16 protein-coding genes are annotated in these 18,075 nt (G+C 71.5%); 8 read left to right on the top strand and 8 right to left on the bottom strand.

The annotated features are described in order from the left end of the window. Window positions 1-104: 104 nt before the first annotated feature. Together FY030_RS10535 and FY030_RS10540 are read right to left on the bottom strand one after the other, a co-directional pair. Entirely contained in the window at window positions 105-956 is an 852-nt protein-coding gene (locus FY030_RS10535; protein WP_238348233.1) for a carbohydrate ABC transporter permease, read from the bottom strand. Then, window positions 953-1,849, bottom strand: coding sequence for a carbohydrate ABC transporter permease (locus FY030_RS10540; RefSeq protein ID WP_238348234.1), 897 nt, complete (start codon window positions 1,847-1,849; stop codon window positions 953-955). Before FY030_RS10540 ends, FY030_RS10535 begins: the two co-directional genes overlap by 4 nt. A gap of 119 nt (window positions 1,850-1,968) precedes the next feature. On the opposite strand from FY030_RS10540, the gene FY030_RS10545 reads away from it, so the two are divergent. Genes FY030_RS10545 through FY030_RS10555 form a run of 3 tightly spaced genes read left to right on the top strand, consistent with a single transcriptional unit; the run spans window position 1,969 to window position 4,291 of the window. Further along, window positions 1,969-2,871, top strand: coding sequence for an ROK family protein (locus FY030_RS10545; protein WP_158061465.1), 903 nt, complete (start codon window positions 1,969-1,971; stop codon window positions 2,869-2,871). Window positions 2,872-2,880: 9 nt separating this feature from the next. After that, window positions 2,881-3,483, top strand: coding sequence for a peroxidase-related enzyme (locus tag FY030_RS10550; protein ID WP_158061466.1), 603 nt, complete (start codon window positions 2,881-2,883; stop codon window positions 3,481-3,483). 4 nt (window positions 3,484-3,487) lie between these two features. Beyond that, window positions 3,488-4,291: a DNA-formamidopyrimidine glycosylase family protein gene (locus tag FY030_RS10555; protein WP_158061467.1), complete on the top strand. Its 804-nt coding sequence runs from the start codon at window positions 3,488-3,490 to the stop codon at window positions 4,289-4,291. Window positions 4,292-4,331: 40 nt separating this feature from the next. Here the strand turns inward: FY030_RS10555 and FY030_RS10560 are convergent, their stop codons facing one another. From FY030_RS10560 to FY030_RS10580, 5 genes are read right to left on the bottom strand one after another with little or no spacing between them, the layout of a single operon-like run. Beyond that, window positions 4,332-4,673, bottom strand: coding sequence for a helix-turn-helix domain-containing protein (locus FY030_RS10560; protein ID WP_158061468.1), 342 nt, complete (start codon window positions 4,671-4,673; stop codon window positions 4,332-4,334). A 19-nt stretch (window positions 4,674-4,692) separates the two neighbouring features. Beyond that, entirely contained in the window at window positions 4,693-5,229 is a 537-nt protein-coding gene (locus FY030_RS10565; protein ID WP_158061469.1) for a CinA family protein, read from the bottom strand. 13 nt (window positions 5,230-5,242) lie between these two features. Further along, the gene (gene pgsA, locus FY030_RS10570; protein WP_158061470.1) at window positions 5,243-5,845 is read right to left on the bottom strand and encodes a CDP-diacylglycerol--glycerol-3-phosphate 3-phosphatidyltransferase; all 603 of its coding nucleotides are present in this window, start codon (window positions 5,843-5,845) and stop codon (window positions 5,243-5,245) included. Beyond that, window positions 5,842-7,440 (bottom strand): 30S ribosomal protein S12 methylthiotransferase RimO, encoded by a 1,599-nt coding sequence (gene rimO, locus FY030_RS10575; protein ID WP_158061471.1) that lies wholly within the window; start codon window positions 7,438-7,440, stop codon window positions 5,842-5,844. The genes pgsA and rimO overlap by 4 nt, the downstream gene beginning before the upstream one ends. Window positions 7,441-7,474: 34 nt before the next feature. Further along, window positions 7,475-10,201 carry a DNA translocase FtsK 4TM domain-containing protein gene (locus FY030_RS10580; RefSeq protein WP_192498794.1) on the bottom strand — a complete coding sequence of 909 codons (2,727 nt, stop codon included), beginning with the start codon at window positions 10,199-10,201 and terminating at the stop codon, window positions 7,475-7,477. Window positions 10,202-10,605: 404 nt separating this feature from the next. On the opposite strand from FY030_RS10580, the gene FY030_RS10585 reads away from it, so the two are divergent. Beyond that, window positions 10,606-11,046, top strand: coding sequence for a 2TM domain-containing protein (locus FY030_RS10585; protein WP_158061472.1), 441 nt, complete (start codon window positions 10,606-10,608; stop codon window positions 11,044-11,046). 15 nt (window positions 11,047-11,061) lie between these two features. Here FY030_RS10585 and FY030_RS10590 read toward each other — a convergent pair whose 3' ends face one another. Beyond that, on the bottom strand, window positions 11,062-12,747 hold the full coding sequence (locus tag FY030_RS10590; RefSeq protein WP_158061473.1) for a ribonuclease J: 1,686 nt from the start codon (window positions 12,745-12,747) through the stop codon (window positions 11,062-11,064). 105 nt (window positions 12,748-12,852) lie between these two features. Here FY030_RS10590 and FY030_RS10595 point away from each other — a divergent pair, with 105 nt between their 5' ends. The 4 genes from FY030_RS10595 to FY030_RS10610 are packed head-to-tail and all read left to right on the top strand — an operon-like array spanning window position 12,853 to window position 17,917. Continuing rightward, entirely contained in the window at window positions 12,853-13,674 is an 822-nt protein-coding gene (locus FY030_RS10595) for a thymidylate synthase (RefSeq protein ID WP_158061474.1), read from the top strand. After that, complete coding sequence (locus FY030_RS10600) at window positions 13,671-14,621, top strand: dihydrofolate reductase (RefSeq protein WP_158061475.1); 951 nt, start codon at window positions 13,671-13,673, stop codon at window positions 14,619-14,621. The genes FY030_RS10595 and FY030_RS10600 overlap by 4 nt, the downstream gene beginning before the upstream one ends. A gap of 19 nt (window positions 14,622-14,640) precedes the next feature. After that, window positions 14,641-16,602 carry a S9 family peptidase gene (locus FY030_RS10605; protein ID WP_158061476.1) on the top strand — a complete coding sequence of 654 codons (1,962 nt, stop codon included), beginning with the start codon at window positions 14,641-14,643 and terminating at the stop codon, window positions 16,600-16,602. 28 nt (window positions 16,603-16,630) lie between these two features. After that, window positions 16,631-17,917, top strand: a complete 1,287-nt coding sequence (locus tag FY030_RS10610; protein ID WP_238348660.1) for a threonine/serine exporter family protein — start codon at window positions 16,631-16,633, stop codon at window positions 17,915-17,917. Window positions 17,918-18,075: the final 158 nt, after the last annotated feature.

Genomic DNA, 18,075 nt, shown 5'->3' on the forward strand with positions numbered 1-18,075 from the left:
CGCCGTGGCGGGTGGGTATGGCCGATGACGGGTAGTTGCGGTACGGACGGGCAGGAGGTGGGACGCGGGAGGGGTATGCGGTGGGACAGGGAGCGGTCATCGGCTCAGCCCTTGACCGCGCCGGCCGTCAGGCCCTTGATCATGTGGCGCTGCAGGAGCAGGAAGACGGCGAGGATCGGCAGCATGGTCAGCACAGTCCCGGCCAGGACCGGTCCCCAGTTGGTGAAGCCCTCCTGGTCCTGCAGCTGGGTCAGACCCACCGGCAGGGGGGCGGTGGAGGCGTCGTCGGCGATGAGCAGGGGCCACAGGTACTGGTTCCACTCGTTGACGACCGTGATGAGGGTGAACGCGATGACCGTCGGCCAGGACATCGGCAGCACCACCCGCCACAGCAGGGTGAACGGGCGGGCGTGGTCCATCTCGGCCGCCTCGATGATCTCCCCGGGCAGGGAGACGAAGTGGTTGCGCATGAGGAAGGTGCCGAAGGCGACGCCGGCCAGCGGGATCATGATCCCCTGGAAGGTGTTGCGCCAACCCAACTCGGCCACCAGCGCGTAGTTGCTGATCCAGGTGATCTGGCTGGGCACCATGAGGGCGGCGATGATGAACAGTAGGGCCAGGGTGCGACCGGGGAAGCGCAGGAAGGACAGCGCGAACGCCGACAGCACGCCGATCACCACCTGCACGACGGTGAGCGTGGTGGTGATGAAGACCGAGTTACGCAGGTAGCTGAGGAAGGGTACGCCCTGGTTGACCCCGTCGTAGTTCTGCACGGTGATGGGGTCGGGGACCCAGGTGACCGGCACCGTGTAGATGTCGCTGCGCTCCTTGAGGGAGGCGGCGAGGATCCAGTAGAGGGGCAGGGCGACCACGACGACCACCACGAGCATCGCCAGGTAGCCACCCGCGACGCCGACCCGGCCGCGCCGCTCGTGCGGGGCGAGAACCTCGCTCACCGCTCTCGCCCCCGCTCCATGAGCCACACCTGCCCGAGGGTGACGACGAGCAGGCCGACGAACATCACGGTGGCGACGGTCGCGCCATACCCGGCCCGGAGGTTGACGAAGGTCTCCTGGTAGATCTGGTAGACCATCGTGGTCGTCCCGTTGCCGAACGGCCCGCCCCGGGTCATGGTGTGGATGACGTCGAAGACCTGGAAGCTGTTGAGCATCACGGTGATGAGCAGGAAGAAGGTGGCGCCCCTGAGCTGGGGCCAGACCACGTGCCGGAACCGGGTCCAGGAGGAGGCGGCGTCGATCTCGGCGGCCTCGTCCAGGTCGCGGCGGCGGGCCTGCAGCGCGGCTAGGTAGATGACGAAGGTGTAGCCCAGGTTCTTCCAGACGTAGGTCACCGTCACCATGAACAGTGCCCAGCCAGCGGACTGGTAGAAGTTGGGCGGCGTGATGCCCACAGTCCGCAGCAGGTCCGGGACCAGACCGAAGGTCGGGGTGAAGATGAATTGGAAGGCCACGCCGACGGCAGCCCCGGAGAGGACGAACGGGGCGAAGACGAGCGAGCGCACCGGTCCCCGCCCGAAGAGCCGCTGGTCCAGAAGCAGCGCCAGCACCAGCCCCAGCACCATGGATCCCACCACCGCGACCCCGGTGAAGACCAGGGTGTTCCACAGCACCGTGCGGCTGCCTTCGCTGGTGAAGAACTCGACGTAGTTGTCCCAGCCGATGAAGCTTGAGCGCGGGCTGCCGAGGTTCCAGCGGTAGAAGCTGAGCCGGATGTTGTCGACCAGGGGCCGGTAGGTCCACACGACGAGGAGCACGACGTTGGGCAGCAGCAGCGCTGCCGCCAGCAGCATCTCCCGGCCGCGCCCGGGACGCTCTTCGGTGCGAGTCACGAGGCGGGACCTTGCTAGACCCAGGTGAACGGGGCGGGTCCGGGCGGTAAGGAACAGACGGGCACCTGCTGCCGGTCGGGTGAACGAGGTCAGGTCCTGGCCGGTGTCAGGATGGGGGTATGTCGTTCCAACCGACCCGCCGCACCGGGCTGAACCGGACCGTCCTGCTCTCGCCCGGCGCGCCCTGGCACGGTGCCCCCGCCGGCCGCGCCCTTGGCGCTGCCTCCCCGCTGGACGACGGGCAGTGGCTGTGCGCCCTCGAACGCCTCGTCGCCACCCTGGTCGAGCCCACCCCGCAGGACCGGGCCGCCCGACCGGACTGGGGCGAGGATGACTGGGCCCGATGGGGGCAGCTGGAACAGATCGTGCTGTGCGGAGGCGTGCTCGCAGGAGGCCGGGGCGACCTGGTGCGCTCCCGCTTCCGGGCCCCCGGTCAGTTGGGCCTGCCCGCGGTGCCGGTCGAGGTCGAGACGGACCCGGCCTCGGCTTCCCTGCGTGGCCTGACCGCTCGGCCACCGGTCGATGCGCCCACGCTGGTGCTCGACCTGGGGCACACCGCGGTCAAGGCCGCCGTCGCCACCGAGGTCGGCGACCTCGGGCCGGTCACCCGGTTCCGGGTGCCCTGGACGCCGTTCGACCTCGGCACCTGGCCGGACCCGGCCACGCTGCTGGGGCTGGTGCGGGAGGCGGCCGCACACGTCCGGTCCGAGGAACTAGCCGTCCGCGACCCCGCGCCCGTCGAGGCACGCCTGGCGGTGGCCAACTACGTCGTCGACGGGCAGCTGGACGACGACCCGACGTGGGGCACCCTGGCCCACTTGGGCCAGCCCGCTGCTGAGCTGCTCTCCCAGGAGCTGGGGCTGCCCGTCCGCCTGCTCGTCAACGACGGCCAGGCGGCGGCCATGGGTCGGGCGGGGCAACGGCATACCGCGGTGATCACCATCGGCACCTCGCTGGGCGTGGGCTTCCCGCCCTGCTCGGCGCCCACGCCGCAGCAGCGTCGCAGCCTCAGCCGCGACTAGGGTGAGCGCATGACCACGCGGCTCGACCCCTCGATCTCCGCCCTGCCGCTGCCCAGCCCGGACGAGGTGCCGGAGGGGGTTCGCCGTCTCTGGGAGAAGTCCCGGGAGGTGTTCGGCTTCGTGCCCAACGTCTTCGTGGCGCAGGCGTACAACGGCGAGCAGTTCCAGGCGTGGTGGAGCTACTTCAACCTGCTGGTCAACAAGGAGGGGTATCTGACCAACGCCGAGCGCGAGCTGCTCGCGGTCGTGGTCAGCGGGCTGAACCGCTGCACCTACTGCGCGGTGTCGCACGGTGCGGCCCTGCGGCACTACACCGGTGACCCCGTCACGGCCGACCTGGTGGCAGTCAACTGGCGTCAGGCGGAGCTGTCCCACAGGGAGGCGGCGCTCGCCGCCTACGCGGAAAAGCTGACTCTGGCCCCCGGCGAGGTGACCCCGGAGGACCTGGAGCCGCTGCGCGAGGTTGGTCTGGACGAGCACCAGATCCTGGAGGCGGTGCAGGTCGTCGGCATGTTCAACATGACCAACCGGGTCGCGACCGCCCTGGCCATGGTGCCGAACGTGGAGTACCACTCCCAGGACCGAGCATCGGGTCCACCGCCGGAGCACTGATCCGGTGCCGGAGGGCGACGCGGTCTGGCGCACGGCCCGACGGCTGCACACGGAGCTGGCGGGCCAGGTGCTGCAGGGGTCGGACCTGCGGGTGCCGCAACTGGCCACCCGTGACCTGTCCGGGCGCCGAACCGTCGAGGTGGTCCCCCGCGGCAAGCACCTGCTGCACCGGCTCGAGGGTGGGCTGACCCTGCACAGCCACCTGCGGATGGACGGCTCATGGAGGGTGCAGGGCGTCGGCGCACGGTATGCCGCCGGCCGTCGGCACACCACGCGCGCCCTGCTCTGGACGACGCAGCGGGTGGCGATCGGTGACCGGCTGGGGATGCTTGACCTGGTGCGGACCCAGGACGAGGAACAGGTCGTGGGGCACCTGGGCCCGGACCTGCTGGACCCCGGCTTCGAGGTGACCCAGGCGGTCAGCAACCTGCTGGAGCAACCGGGAGTCCCGGTCGCAGAGGCGTTGTTGGACCAGCGCAACCTGGCTGGCATCGGCACCATCTGGGCCAGCGAGCCGCTCTTCCTGCACCGGATCAACCCCTGGCGGCCGGTGGGGGCGGTGGGCGCGGAGGCGCTGACCGAGCTGCTCAGCACGACCCGCAGTGTGATGGTGCAGTCCTGCCGGACCGGGCGGACCGCCACCACGGGACGCAGCGGCGTCGGTGAGGAGACCTGGGTGTTCGGGCGCCGCGGCATGCCGTGCCACCGGTGCGGGGCGAGGGTGGACCAGGGGTCGGTGGGCCGGGCACCGCAGGAGCGGGTGTTCAGCTATTGCCCGGGATGCCAGGGCGGTCCGGAGCAGGCCTAGAGCGCAGCGAACTTGCCCTGAAGGACAGCTGCCACAGACCTTAGGCCGCCGAGATGACGGTCCGACCCTGCGGGTCGACCACCTTGCGGTGTCGCAGCGGCTTAGCCAGCCCGTCGGTCAGCACCGAGGTCATCTGCTGCTCGGCGGCCTCGGCGAGGCTGACCCGGTCGGCGACGTCGGAGAGCATGTCGGACAGGGGCACGTCCAGCGCCCGGCAGATCGAGGCGAGCAGCTCGGAGGAGGCTTCCTTCTCACCACGCTCGATCTCGGACAGGTAGCCCAGGGAACAGGAGGCCGACGCGCTCACCTCGCGCAGCGTGCGGCCCTGCGTCTGGCGGGTCTCACGCAGGGCGTCCCCCAGCTCTCGGCGAAGCAGCACCATCGTCTTCCCTCCTCTTGGGTCACGACCCGGGCAGCGGCTGCCGGGAATGGTCTTCTACCGTACCCCGCCCGCCCGACAGGTGCGGGACGAGGACCTCCAGCAGCAGCTCGAGGACAGCGGTGACGGCGTCGGCACGGACCTGGGTCCGCGTGCCACGTAGGGTCAACGCCCGGTGGGCGCTTCGCTGTTCCCCGGCCACGGCGATGTGGACGGACCCGGCGGCCTTGCCGCCCGAGGGCCCCGGGCCGGCGACTCCGGTCGTGGCCAGGCCCCAGTCCGCCCCCAGCAGGTCCCGGACCCCCTGCGCCATCGCCACGGCGCACGCGCGGGACACCGCGCCGTCCTCCTCCAGCACCCGGCCCGGGATTCCGAGCACCCCGGCCTTGACCTCGTCGACGTAGGCGACGACCCCGCCCCGTACGGTCGCACTGGCTCCGGGAACGTCGGTGAGGGCCGCCGCCACGAGACCACCGGTGAGCGACTCGGCGACGGCGATGGTGTGCCCGTGGTCCTGCAGGGCGGCCAGCACCCGGCCCGGCAGCGGCGCCGCAGTCATCGCGCCGCGCCCCTCAGGTCGCGCGCTCGCGCGGCGCGAGCGCCTGGCGCACGTAGTCGATGCCGGTGATGACGGTGACTACGAGCGCGGCATACATCACCCACAGGCCGAGCTGGCCGAACCAGCCCAGCACCGGCACGATCAGGATCGAGATCCCGACCGCCTGCAGCACCGTCTTGAGCTTGCCGCCCTTGCTCGCCGGGATGACCCCACGCCGGATGACGACGAAGCGCATGAGCGTGATGCCCACCTCGCGCGCCAGGATGACGACGGTCACCCACCACGGCAGCAGGTCGATGACGGACAGTCCGACGAGGGCGGTGCCGATCAGCGCCTTGTCGGCGATCGGATCCATGAGTTTGCCGAAGGCGGTGATCAGCCCCTGCCTGCGGGCCAGGTAGCCGTCGACCCAGTCGGTGCCGATGGCGACCAGGAAGACCGCCAGCGCCCACCACCGCAGCGTGGTGTCCTCACCACCCTGCGACATCAGCAGCCAGCCGAAGACCGGCACCATCAGGATGCGCAGCACGGTCAGCGCGTTCGGGACGTTCCACGCGGACGCCAGTGGCGCCTCTGGCGCGGTCGCGAGGTCGGGGCCGTCCGGGTCGTGGATCATGCCGCCGGCTCCCCCGCGGCCGGGGGCGGGCCCACGGGCTCGCTTGCCCCTTGCCCGCCGCCGGGCCTGCCCTGCCCAGCCTGCGCGAGCGGCACGGCGACGAGGTCGACCCCCTCGGTCGCCACCACCCTGGCGGTGACGAGGGAGCCGACGGCCAGGGTCGGCATACCTCCCTGCTCGTCCTCCAGGTAGGTGACGCCGTCCACGTCCGGGCCCTGCTGGCCGGCACGGCCGACGAGCCGCCCGTCGTCCTCGTCGACGTCCTCGACGAGCACCTCCACCAGGGTGCCGATCCGGTCCTCGGCCCGCTGCGCAGTGAGCTCCTCGACGAGGGCGCTCACTCGCGCGACGCGCTCAAGGATCGTCGCCTCGTCAATCTTGTCGTCGTAGCTCTCCGCCTCGGTGCCATCCTCGTCGGAGTAGCCGAAGACGCCGACGACATCGAGCCGGGCCTCCTCCAGGAAGGCGGTGAGCTCGGTGAGGTCCTCCTCGCTCTCCCCCGGGAAGCCGACGATGACGTTGGTCCGGATGCCGGCCTCGGGCACTCGCGCCCGCACCTGCTCCAGCAGGGCCAGGAAGGACTCGCGGTCGCCGAAGCGGCGCATCCGGCGCAGCAGGGGACCGGAGGCGTGCTGGAAGGAGATGTCGAAGTAAGGCGCGACGCCGGGGGTGCTGGCCATCGCGTCGAGCAGGTCGGGCCGGATCTCGGCGGGCTGCAGGTAGGACACCCGCACCCGCGCGATCCCCTCCAGGGCGGCGAGCTCGGCGATCAGACCGTCCACGAGCCGCAGGTCGCCCAGGTCCTTGCCGTAGGAGGTGGTGTTCTCGCTGACCAGGAAGACCTCCTTGACCCCCCGCTCCGCGAGCCACTGCGCCTCCGTCAGCACGTCCTGCGGCGGCCGGGAGACGAATGCGCCGCGGAACATCGGGATCGCGCAGAACGCGCACCGCCGGTCGCAGCCGGAGGCGAGTTTGAGCGGCGCCCACGGCCGGCCGTCCAGCCGGGCCCGCACGACGCGCGGCCCGGTCGCCGGCGTGACCTGCTCCAGGGGGGTGGCGGGCTCGGTGTCGCTGGAGAACTCCGTGGGGGTGTCGGACGTGGCGGCGGGTGCGGGGGTGGCCTGCTGGTGGCCGGGCAGGGCCACCGCGGTGCTGGCGGTATGCCGTGCCACGGGCGAGACGGGCAGCAGGCGTCGCCGGTCGCGGGGCGCGTGCGAGGCGGGGCGCTCCCCAGCCAGGATCCGTTGCAGGTGGCTGGACATGTCCGAGTAGGTGTCGAAACCGAGCACGGCGTCGGCCTCCGGCAGCTCCTCGGCCAGCTGCGCGCCATACCGCTCGGCCATACAGCCGACGGCAACCACTTTCTGGGTGCGGCCGGTGCGCTTGAGGTCGCTGGCCTCCAGCAGGGCGTCGACCGAGTCCTTCTTGGCCTGCTCGACGAAGCCGCAGGTGTTGACCACCGCCACGTCGGCCTCGGCGGCGTCCGCGACGAGGGTCCAACCCTCGGCGGCCAGGCGGCCGGCCAGCTCTTCGGAGTCCACCTCGTTCCGCGTGCAGCCCAGGGTGACGACGGCAACGGAACGGGGGTGGGACATGCCGTCAGTCTACGACCGGCGACGGCAACGAACGTCAGTAGCGCTCGCGGCCACCGCGGTCGGTGAGCTCCCAGGCGTCCTCGGACTCAGCCTCGCCCTCGTCCTCGACGTAGGTCCCGCCGACGGGGTCGCCGTCGTAGCGGGCGTCGCGGGTGTGGCCGACCCGGGGCTGGGCGGCGGTCGGGTCGGTGTCGTCGGCTGTGTCCAGCTCGTCGTCCAGGTCGCCCTCCTCGCGCGCCACCTCGGTCGGGTTGGCGTCGAAGGGCGCGGTGTCGATCTCCGGCTCCGGGCGCGGTGCGGGGTCGTGGCCCTGGAGCAGTGCCAGGGTCTCCTCCAGGTCGTCCGGCTTGACCAGCACGTCGCGCGCCTTGGAGCCCTCGGAGGGCCCGACGATGCCGCGGGACTCCATCAGGTCCATGAGGCGGCCCGCCTTGGCGAAGCCGACGCGCAGCTTGCGCTGCAGCATCGAGGTGGACCCGAACTGGGTGGTGATCACCTGCTCGGTCGCCTGCAGCAGCAGGTCGAGGTCGTCGCCGATGTCCTCGTCGGTCTGCTTCTTGGCCGGGGTCGCCAGGACCTCCTCGACATAGGTGGGCTTGAGCTGGCCGGTGACGTGCGCGACGACGTCGTGCACCTCGGACTCGCTGACCCAGGCACCCTGGACGCGCAGCGGCTTGGAGGCGCCCATGGGCAGGAAGAGCGCGTCGCCCTGGCCAATGAGCTTCTCTGCGCCCGGCTGGTCCAGGACCACCCGACTGTCGGCCAGCGAGGACGTGGCGAAGGCCATCCGGGAGGGCACGTTGGCCTTGATCAGGCCGGTGACCACGTCGACCGAGGGGCGCTGGGTGGCCAGCACCAGATGGATGCCGGCGGCCCGGGCCAGCTGGGTGATGCGCACCACCGACTCCTCCACGTCTCGGGGGGCCACCATCATCAGGTCGGCCAGCTCGTCGATGACGACCAGCAGGTAGGGGTAGGGCTGCAGGACCCGCTGCGAACCGGGGGGCGGGGTGATCTTGCCCGAGCGGATCGCCTTGTTGAAGTCGTCGATGTGCTTGTAGCCGAAGGCCGCCAGGTCGTCGTAGCGGGTGTCCATCTCCTTGACCACCCAGCTCAGCGCCTCGGCGGCCTTCTTGGGGTTGGTGATGATCGGCGTGATCAGGTGCGGGATGCCCTCGTAGGCGGTCAGCTCGACCCGCTTGGGGTCGACGAGGATCAACCGGACCTCGTCCGGCGTGGAGCGCATGAGGATCGAGGTGATCATCGAGTTGACGAAGCTGGACTTGCCCGAGCCGGTCGCACCGGCGACGAGCAGGTGCGGCATCTTGGCCAGGTTGGCGATGACGTAGCCACCCTCGACGTCCTTGCCGACGCCCATCACCATCGGATGGGTGTTGTTGCGGGCCGCCTGGCTGCGCAGCACGTCACCGAGGTTGACGTTCTCCCGGTCGGTGTTGGGGATCTCCACGCCGACGGCGGACTTGCCCGGGATCGGGGAGAGGATACGCACGTCGGCCGAGGCCACGGCATAGGCAATGTTCTTGGAGAGCGCGGTGATCCGCTCCACCTTCACGCCCGGTCCCAGCTCGACCTCGTAGCGGGTGACGGTGGGGCCACGGGTGAAGTCGGTGACCTGGGCGTCGACGTTGAAGTCCTCAAGGACGCCGGTGAGCGCGTCGACCACTTTGTCGTTGGCCTCCGAGCGCTCCTTATGTGGGCTTCCGGGTTTGAGGACCGAGGAGTCGGGCAGGGTGTAGGTGACGTCCCCGGCGAGCTGCAGCTGCTCCACCCGCTGCGGCAGCTGGGTGGTGGGTGGCGGCTCCAGGGGCGCCTTGGCCTTGGCCTTCTGCACCGCGGTGGGCGGCTGGGGGCGCTTCTGCCCCGGGCGCAGTCCGACGATCTCCTCGGTCGTCTCCCCGGGTGCCTCCGGCCGGGCCGGGGTTGCTCCCTGGGCCGCGCGCGCCGGCGTGTGCGCGGTCGCCCCCTTGCCCGCCGTCGCGCTGCGCCGGCTGGCTTTCGGGGCCTCGGGCGGCTGCTCAGGGACATCCTCGGGACCAGCCTGGGGCCGCGGTCGGGCCCGCAGCGAGCGCCCACCCTGGCCCCGCTCTACCACCGCTGCCTGATCGAAGGCGACGTCACCGGCCCGCTCTGCGTCGAGCTCGCCCGCCCGGCGGCGGGAGCGGCGGGTGCGCGGAAGCACCTCACCGGTCACTGGGTCGATCTCATCGAAGCGGGCCGAGTCGAAGAGTTGCTGCTCGACCTCCCGCAGGCGGTCAGGGATGCGATGGACCGGGGTGCGGGTGAGGACCAGGAAGCCGAACACCCCCAGCAGCGAGAGCACGGCGTAGGCCCCGATGGGGGTGATCGCGGCCGAGATCATCGAGGACAGGATGAAGCCCAGGACCCCGCCGGAGGACTGCATGACCGCCAGCCCCTCGCTGTAGTCGGGCGCCCCGACGGCCAGGTGGGTGATGCCGGAGGCGGACAGCAGCAGGGCGATGGTGCCGATCGACATCCGGTTGGTGGCCTGCTGGTCGGTGGGTCGCCGGAAGAGCCGTAGGGCGAAGAAGATCAGCACGACCGGCAGGACGAGCGCGACCCGGCCCAAGGTGCCGGCCGTGACGGCGTGCACCGCGTCGCCAAACACGCCGTCCAGGTGCCACCACTCCCGCAGCGCCACCACGATCGTCAGGGCAAGCAGGAGGAAACCGGCACCGTCGCGGCGGTGCTCGGGCTCGAGGTCGCGGGCCGAGTCGGTCATCGCCCGCACGGTGCCACCGGCGGCGCCGGCGACCCCCCGGAAGACCCGCCCGGGCAGGGAGGGGCCGTTGTCCGCGGGGGTGCTCGCGCCCCCACGGCCGGTGCTGCCACCCCGCGTGCTGGTCGACCGGGTGCTGCCGGAGCGGCTCGCCGGGCGCGTCGAGGCGCCCTTGGCGCCGCCCGCGCGGGCGCTGGTCGTCGAGGATGCAGTCTTGGCCACCATGGCACCGTACCCAACAGTCACGCCTGCCACAGTCGCCCCACGCCGCGGGGTGGGCATCCGGGCCAGGCCCCGCGGGGCCCGATGGGCCGCACCGGGGTGCTGTCTACCGGGAAGGTGGTCGCGCTCGATCCATCCTCTAAAGGTGGTGGTGCTCCGGCGCCAGCCTCACTACGGTAAGTCACGTGAACGAGGACCAGGGGACCCCGCCGCCCATCCCGCCGTACCGACCCGAGCAGGGCGGGGAGGGACCGCAGGACAGGCTGGGCCGTCCGGACGCCCTAGAGCGCCCGGACCGGGTGGACCAGTCCGATGGCCTGGACCGCGGGCAGGACGCAGCCCTCACCGATCGGCAGCGGGCGCTGGAGTCGCTGGAGGCCAAGGCTGACTTCCGGGGGCATCTGACCATCTACCTGCTGGTCATGCTGCTGCTGACCGGGATCTGGGCGTTCAGCACCGGCTTCAGCGGCTTCTTCTGGCCGATCTTCCCGATGATGGGTTGGGGTCTGGGCGTGGCCATCCATGGCGTCAGCCTGGGTTGGGACAAGGACCCCACCGAGGAGGAGATCAACGACGAGATCCAGCGGCTGCGGCGCCGTCAGCCGCGAGGCCGGTTGGAGGAGTGAGCCTCGGCGAGCAGCTCAGGCGTCGATGACGATGGGGATGATCATCGGCCGCCGCCGCAGCTTGTTGCCGACGAAGGAGCCGATCGTCCGGCGGATCACCTGCTGCAGCTGGTAGGTGTCCTGGACGCCGTTGCGCTCAGCCTCCTGCAACGCCTCGACCAGGCGCGGCCGCACCTTCTCGAAGGGTTCCTGCCCGTCGGCGAAGCCACGGGTCTGGATCTCCGGGCCGGCGGCGATCGCGCCGGAGGATGCGTCGCGGACCACGATCACGGTGACGAAGCCCTCGTCCCGCAGGATGCGGCGATCCTTGAGCATGGTCTCGTCCGCGGCGCCTACGGTCGAGCCGTCGACGTAGACGTAGCCGACGTCGACCGCGCCGGCGATCCGGGCCTGCCCGTCGACGAGGTCGACGACCACACCGTCCTCAGCCAGCACCACGTTCTCCTGCGGCACGCCGGTCGCCACCGCGAGGTCACCGTTGGCGACCATGTGCCGCCACTCACCATGCACCGGCATGACGTTGCGCGGCCGGACGATGTTGTAGCAGTAGAGCAGCTCGCCGGCGCTGGCGTGGCCCGAGACGTGCACGAGGGCGTTCTCCTTGTGCACGACCTTCGCGCCCCGCCGGGTCAGCCCGTTGATGACCCGGTAGACGGCATTCTCGTTGCCCGGGATGAGCGAGGAGGCCATCAGGACCGTGTCGTCCTGGCCGACGTCGATCTTGTGGTCGCCGTTGGCCATCCGCGACAGCGCGGCCATCGGCTCGCCCTGGGACCCGGTGCAGATGAGCACCTGCCGGTCCTCGGGCAGCTGGGTCAGCCGGCCCAGGTCGACCAGCACCCCGTCGGGGATGTGCAGGTAGCCCAGGTCGGCGGCGATGCCCATGTTGCGGATCATCGAGCGCCCCACCATCGCGACTTTGCGGCCGGACTCGACCGCAGCGTCCAGCACCTGCTGCACGCGGTGCACATGGGAGGCGAAGCAGGCCACGATGATCCTGCGGCGCGCGTCATGGAAGACGCGCTCGATCGCCGGGGTGATGTTGCGCTCCGGCGTGGTGAAGCCAGGGATGTGCGCGTTGGTGGAGTCGGTCATGAACAGGTCGACCCCCTCCTCCCCCAGCCGGGCGAAGGCACGCAGGTCGGTGATCCGGCCGTCCAGCGGCAGCTGGTCCATCTTGAAGTCGCCCGTGTGCAGGACGGTGCCGCCCGAGGTGCGCACGAAGACCGCCAGGGCGTCGGGGATGGAGTGGTTCACCGCCACGAACTCACAGTCGAAGGGGCCGAACACCTCCCGACCCCCCTCTTTGACCCCCAGGGTCAGAGGCTTGATCCGGTGCTCCTTGAGCTTGGCCTCAACCAGGGCCAGGGTGAGCTGCGAGCCGACCAGGGGGATGTCCTCCCGCAGCCGCAGCAGGTAGGGCACTGCCCCGATGTGGTCCTCGTGGCCGTGGGTGAGCACGACCGCCACGATGTCGTCGAGCCGGTCCTCGATGGGGCCGAAGTCGGGCAGGATGAGATCCACGCCCGGGTGGTGCTCCTCGGGAAAGAGCACGCCGCAGTCGATGACGAGCAGCTTGCCCCGGTGCTCGAGGACGGCCATGTTGCGCCCGACCTCACCCAGCCCGCCCAGGGGGATGACGCGCACGCCGCCGTCGACCAAGGGGGCAGGAGGGCTCAGCTCGGGGTGCGGGTGACTCATGGCCGGTGAGTTTACTGGGGGGCCCTCCCCCGTCCCCCTGCTCGCCGCACGAGGACACCGGGCGGCCTGGGTGCGGCTGCGCGCAGCCCCACTAGGCTGGCGAGCATGCAGGCCTACCTCGACCTCCTGGCACGGATCCGCACCGAGGGTGTGCGCAAGAGCGACCGCACCGGGACCGGGACCCTGTCGGTCTTCGGTCACCAGATGCGCTTCGACCTCACCGCGGGGTTCCCGGCTCTGACCACCAAGCGCCTGCACATGCGCTCGGTCATCGGCGAGCTGCTGTGGTTTCTGCGCGGCGACACCAACATCGGCTGGCTGCACGAGAACGGCATCAGCATCTGGGACGAGTGGGCCGACGAGAACGGCGACCTGGGCCCCGTCTACGGCCACCAGTGGCGCTCCTGGCCCGACCCCGACGGCGGCACCATCGACCAGATCCAGCGCCTCGTCGAAGGCCTGCGCACCAACCCCGACTCGCGCCGCCACATCGTCTCGGCCTGGAACGTCGCCGACGTGGAGGACATGGCGCTGCCCCCCTGCCACACGCTCTTCCAGTTCTACGTCTCCCCCGCCGCTGCGGACGACCCGGACCAGCGGGGCTGGCTGTCCTGCCAGCTCTACCAGCGCAGCGCGGACACCTTCCTCGGGGTGCCCTTCAACATCGTCAGCTACGCCCTGCTGACCCACCTCGTCGGGCAGGTCGTCGACCTGCGCCCCAAGGAGTTCGTGCACACCCTGGGTGATGCCCACCTCTACCTCAACCACCTGGAGCAGGCGCAGGAGCAGCTCACCCGCACACCCGGGCCCCTGCCCACCCTGTGGCTCAACCCGGACGTGACCGAGATCGACGCCTTCGAGCTGGCGGACATCGAGGTGCGAGACTACGTCGCCGCACCGACGATCAAGGCACCGATCGCGGTATGACGCAGGACCGGTTCGCGCTCGTCCCGGCCGCCTACCTCGTCCTGCTCCGGGAGCCCGAGGCGGGCCGGCGCGAGGTGCTGCTGCAGCTGCGGCGGGGCACGGCCTACATGGACGGCTGGTGGGCCTGCGGCGCGGCCGGTCACGTCGAGCAGGGCGAGACCGCGCTCCAGGGTGCAGCGCGCGAGGCCCGGGAGGAGCTCGGGATCGAGGTCCTGCCCGAGGACCTCGACCTGGCCGCGACCGTGCAACGCACCTGCGTGGTGCCGTCCGACCACCCAGAGCTCGAGGAACGGATCGACATCTTCGTCACCGCGACGGCCTGGACCGGCGAGCCGACCATCCAGGAGGAGGGCAAGGCGGGCGAGCTGCGCTGGTGGCCGCTGGACGAGCTCCCCGAACGGGTGGTCCCGCACGAGCGCGCGGCGCTGCAGTCGGTGGCCGCCGGCGAGCGCGGGACCTTCCACGCCTTCGGCTTTGAGCAACGGCTGACGTTGATCGCCGCGGTCGGCCGCAACGGCGTCATCGGCGACGGCAGAGAGATGCCCTGGCACCTGCCCGAGGACCTGCGCTTCTTCAAAAGCACCACGATGGACGGTGTCCTGGTGATGGGCCGGGGCACCTGGGACTCCATCGGCCGGGCCCTGCCAGGGAGAAGCACCATCGTGGTCACCCGGCAGCCTGGCTGGTCCGCCCCGGGTGCCGAGGTGGCCCACTCCCTGTGCGAGGCGCTGACGATCGCCGGGGACGGGGAGGTCTTCGTCGCCGGTGGTGGGCAGATCTACGCCCAGACGATCGGGCACGCCCACCGCCTGCTCCTGACCCAGGTCGACCTGGAGCCGCAGGGCCAGACCCGGTTCCCGACCGTCGACCCCGACCTGTGGCAGGAGGTGTCCCGCACCCCGGGTGAGCCTCCGGTGACGGCGTGGGTCACCTGGGAACGGCGCTGACGGGTCGTAAGGTCGGAGGGTGCAGCCCAGCGACCTGACCCGCATCCGACTCCTGTCCTCCCCCACGGTCCACCCCGAGTGCCGCGACGTCGTGCTGGCGATGAGCCGGCCCGATGCTGAGGAGAACCGCTACCGCAGCAGCCTGTGGCGCCAGCGTCTCTCCGCCGACGGGGCGACCGACGGCGAGCTGGAGCGCTTCACGCACAGCACCCGGGACAGCAGCCCGGCCTACTCCCCCGACGGGTCGCGCCTGGCGTTCCTGCGCGCGAGCGAGGACGGACCGGCCCAGCTGCACGTCATAGCGAACGAGGGCGGCGACGCCCGTCTCCTCACCGACACCAAGCTGGGTGTGGTCGCCTTCGCGTGGTCCCCCGACGGGGGCCAGATCGCCTATGCCGCGCGGGTCCCCGAGGAGGGTCGCTACGGCACCGATGAGTCGGTCAAACCCGACCAGGAGGCGCCGCGGCTCATCGAGCACAGCACCTACCTCGCCGACGGCCTGGGCTATGTGCTGGACCGGCCGAGCAAGATCTTTCTGGTCGACCTCGACGAGCTGCCCGCGCCCGACGCAGAGGACGCTGACGAGCTCCCCGAGAGCCGGCAGCTGACCAGCGGTGAGGGGGATGACCGGCAGCCGGCCTTCCTCGACGGCGGGCAGCGGGTCGGCTTCATCGCCTCCCGGGACGAGCGGGGCGCCTGGCGGCCGGACACCCTGATCAGCGACCTGTGCTCGGTGGACCTGCGGGGCAAGGGTTTTCGACGGCACACCTCCGGCACCGGGTCGGTCAGCAGCGTGCACGTCGCCGCGGACGGTGCCGTCGTCTACGGCGCCAACGACCTCGGGCCCGGCGGTCAGGACTTCGTGGCCCGCAACACCGTCCTGCACCGGCTCCCCACGACCGGCACGGCGCAGGAGGGCCACGGGCTGACCGACCCGGAGGAGGACCACCTGGCCTGCGCACCGGCCCTGGGCGCCGGGGGGACCCTCGTCGCGGCCTTCGAGCACCGTGGCGACACGGTCATCCGGGACGTCGACACCGGCGCAACCCTGCTGGACGGCAACGTCTCCGTGTCCGCCCTGGCCGTCGGGGGCGGAGTCGTGGTGGCGGTGGCCGGCACGCGCACCTCATACTCCGAGCTGTTCGTCGGTCGCGTCGGCGAGCGCCTCACCCAGGTCGGTGACCTGGCCGCCCCGCACCTGACCGGCACGGCGGCACCGATCGAGCCGGAGGAGCTGGAGACGAGCGCCGAGGATGGCTACCCGGTGCACGGCTGGCTGTTCCGGCCGACGACCAAGGCGTCCCGCAAGGGGGGTCACCCGGTCGTGCTGATGATCCACGGCGGGCCGTACACGCAGTACTCCGGCAATCTCTTCGACGAGGCGCAGGTGCTCGCCGGCGCCGGGTATGCCGTGGTGATGGGCAACCCGCGCGGCGGGTCGGGCTACGGCGCCACGCACGGGCGGGCGGTCAAGGAAGCGATCGGCACGGTCGATGTTGCCGACCTGATGGCGCTGCTCGACCACGCGCTGACCCTGCCCGAGCTGGACGGCTCCCGGGTCGGCGTGCAGGGCGGCTCCTACGGCGGGCTGATGACCACCTGGCTGGTGGCCCACAGCGACCGGTTCACCGCAGCCATCAGCGAGCGTGCGGTCAACGCCTGGGACTCCTTCGCCGGGACCTCCGACATCGGCTGGTTCTTCGGCGACGAGTACGTCGGGGAGCTCGCGCAGGAGCAGTCACCGCTGACCTGGGCCGACCAGATCCGCACGCCCACGCTCGTCATGCACTCCGAGCGCGACTTCCGCTGTCCCCTGGAGCAGGGCCAGCGGCTCTACGCCCGGCTGCGTCGCAACGGGGTGCCGACCAAGCTGCTCGTCTTCCCCGGTGAGGGGCACGAGCTGAGCCGGGCCGGGCAGCCCCGCCACCGGGTGCAGCGCTTCGAGCACATCCTGGACTGGTGGGCCGAGTACCTGCGCTGACCGGGCCGCCCCGACAATGGGTGGCGTGATGACAGGTGGCGGGACGGCAGGCGCCGCGCCGCAGACCCTTCAGGAGCGAGACCGCAGGCTGCTGGCCTGGCTCGGCGCCGGGCTGCTCGCCGGCGGCATCCCCACCCACGAGGTGGAGCAGGACCTGCGCACCCTGGCCACCACCCTCGGGCATCCTCGTGCTCAGGTCGCCTGCCTGCCCCGCGGGGTCTGGGTCACCCTCTCCGCGGGACAGCCCGCCACCTTCGAGGGCGTCGAGGGCGGTCTGCGGCTGGAGCAGCTGGCCGACGGCACGGCCCTGCTGGCCGGCCTGCGCGCCGGGCGGCTGACCCCCGAGGAGGCCCTGGCCTCGCTGGCCACGCTGCGTGCCCAGCCGCACCGCTACAAGGTCCCCGGCCTGCTGGCCGGAGGGGTGCTCTCCGGGGTGGGCATCGCCCTCGTCCTGGCCCCGGCGTGGCCGTCGGTGGCGTTCGCCGCACTCCTCGCGCCGGTCACCGTCGTGCTGATGATCCTGTCCGGCCGCCACCGCACGATCTCGACCCTCACCCCGCTGCTCGCGGCCTTCAGCACCGCGCTGGTCGCCTTCTCGGCCGCCTCGGCCGGCCTGGTCACGGCGCCGCTGTGGACGCTGGTCGCCCCGATCGCCGTGCTGCTCCCGGGTGCGACCATCGTCACCGGCCTGGTCGAGCTGGCCGCGGGTTCGATGGTCGCCGGCACCTCGCGGCTCGGCCACGGGACGGTCCAGCTGCTGCTCTTCGCGCTGGGCGTCGGCGCCGCCACGGCGCTGCTCGACGTGCCCGGCGAGCTGCTCGACCCGACCCGCCCCGTGGAGCTCGGCTGGTGGGCCCCGCTACTCGGCGTCGCCGTCGTCACCCTGGCGATCTCACTCATGGAGTCCCTGCGGCTCGCCCTGGTCCCCTGGGTGATGGTGACCGCCGTGGCGACCTATCTCGGGCAGCTCCTGGGCCAGACCTTGTCCGACGCGCGCTGGGCCGGGGCGTTCCTGGGGGCGGTGGTCGCGATCCTGGCCGCCACGGTGGTGGAGTTCGTGCGACCCCAGCTGCCCCGCTCCGTGGTCTTCCTGCCCAGCTTCTGGCTGCTGGTGCCCGGATCGTTCGGCCTCATCTCGGTCACCCAGCTCGACGCCGGCCCGGCCGTGGCCTTCTCCGCCGTCGTCGCGGTGACCCTGGTCATTGCCGCGATCGCGCTGGGCATCGTCGTCGGCGCCAGCCTCGCCTTCCCGCTGCGGCGGGCCGCCCGCCGGGTGGGGCTGCTGCACCTGCTGCGGCGGCTGCGCCGCGGCTGACCACGCCCGCGGGCAGGATGGGTGGTCGTTACGACGCCGAGCCCAGGACCGACCAGGACAGTCCTAGGTGTACCCGGCCAGGACCGACCCGGACGGACCCGGGACAGACAAGGTTGTGCACCACAGGCAGCGTCGACGACCTCGTCTGTGGTGCGCAA

Source organism: Ornithinimicrobium pratense, assembly GCF_008843165.1.
GTDB lineage: Bacteria > Actinomycetota > Actinomycetes > Actinomycetales > Dermatophilaceae > Ornithinicoccus > Ornithinicoccus pratensis.

What these genes read in the sequence shown, in the direction of transcription:
- FY030_RS10545 (WP_158061465.1), top strand. Translation starts at nt 1,969, where the DNA reads ATGTCGTTCCAACCGACCCGCCGCACCGGGCTGAACCGGACCGTCCTG.
- FY030_RS10550 (WP_158061466.1), top strand. Translation starts at nt 2,881, where the DNA reads ATGACCACGCGGCTCGACCCCTCGATCTCCGCCCTGCCGCTGCCCAGC.
- FY030_RS10560 (WP_158061468.1), bottom strand. Translation starts at nt 4,673, where the DNA reads ATGGTGCTGCTTCGCCGAGAGCTGGGGGACGCCCTGCGTGAGACCCGC.
- FY030_RS10565 (WP_158061469.1), bottom strand. Translation starts at nt 5,229, where the DNA reads ATGACTGCGGCGCCGCTGCCGGGCCGGGTGCTGGCCGCCCTGCAGGAC.
- pgsA (WP_158061470.1), bottom strand. Translation starts at nt 5,845, where the DNA reads ATGATCCACGACCCGGACGGCCCCGACCTCGCGACCGCGCCAGAGGCG.
- rimO (WP_158061471.1), bottom strand. Translation starts at nt 7,440, where the DNA reads ATGTCCCACCCCCGTTCCGTTGCCGTCGTCACCCTGGGCTGCACGCGG.
- FY030_RS10580 (WP_192498794.1), bottom strand. Translation starts at nt 10,201, where the DNA reads ATGACCGACTCGGCCCGCGACCTCGAGCCCGAGCACCGCCGCGACGGT.
- FY030_RS10590 (WP_158061473.1), bottom strand. Translation starts at nt 12,747, where the DNA reads ATGAGTCACCCGCACCCCGAGCTGAGCCCTCCTGCCCCCTTGGTCGAC.
- FY030_RS10595 (WP_158061474.1), top strand. Translation starts at nt 12,853, where the DNA reads ATGCAGGCCTACCTCGACCTCCTGGCACGGATCCGCACCGAGGGTGTG.
- FY030_RS10600 (WP_158061475.1), top strand. Translation starts at nt 13,671, where the DNA reads ATGACGCAGGACCGGTTCGCGCTCGTCCCGGCCGCCTACCTCGTCCTG.
- FY030_RS10610 (WP_238348660.1), top strand. Translation starts at nt 16,631, where the DNA reads ATGACAGGTGGCGGGACGGCAGGCGCCGCGCCGCAGACCCTTCAGGAG.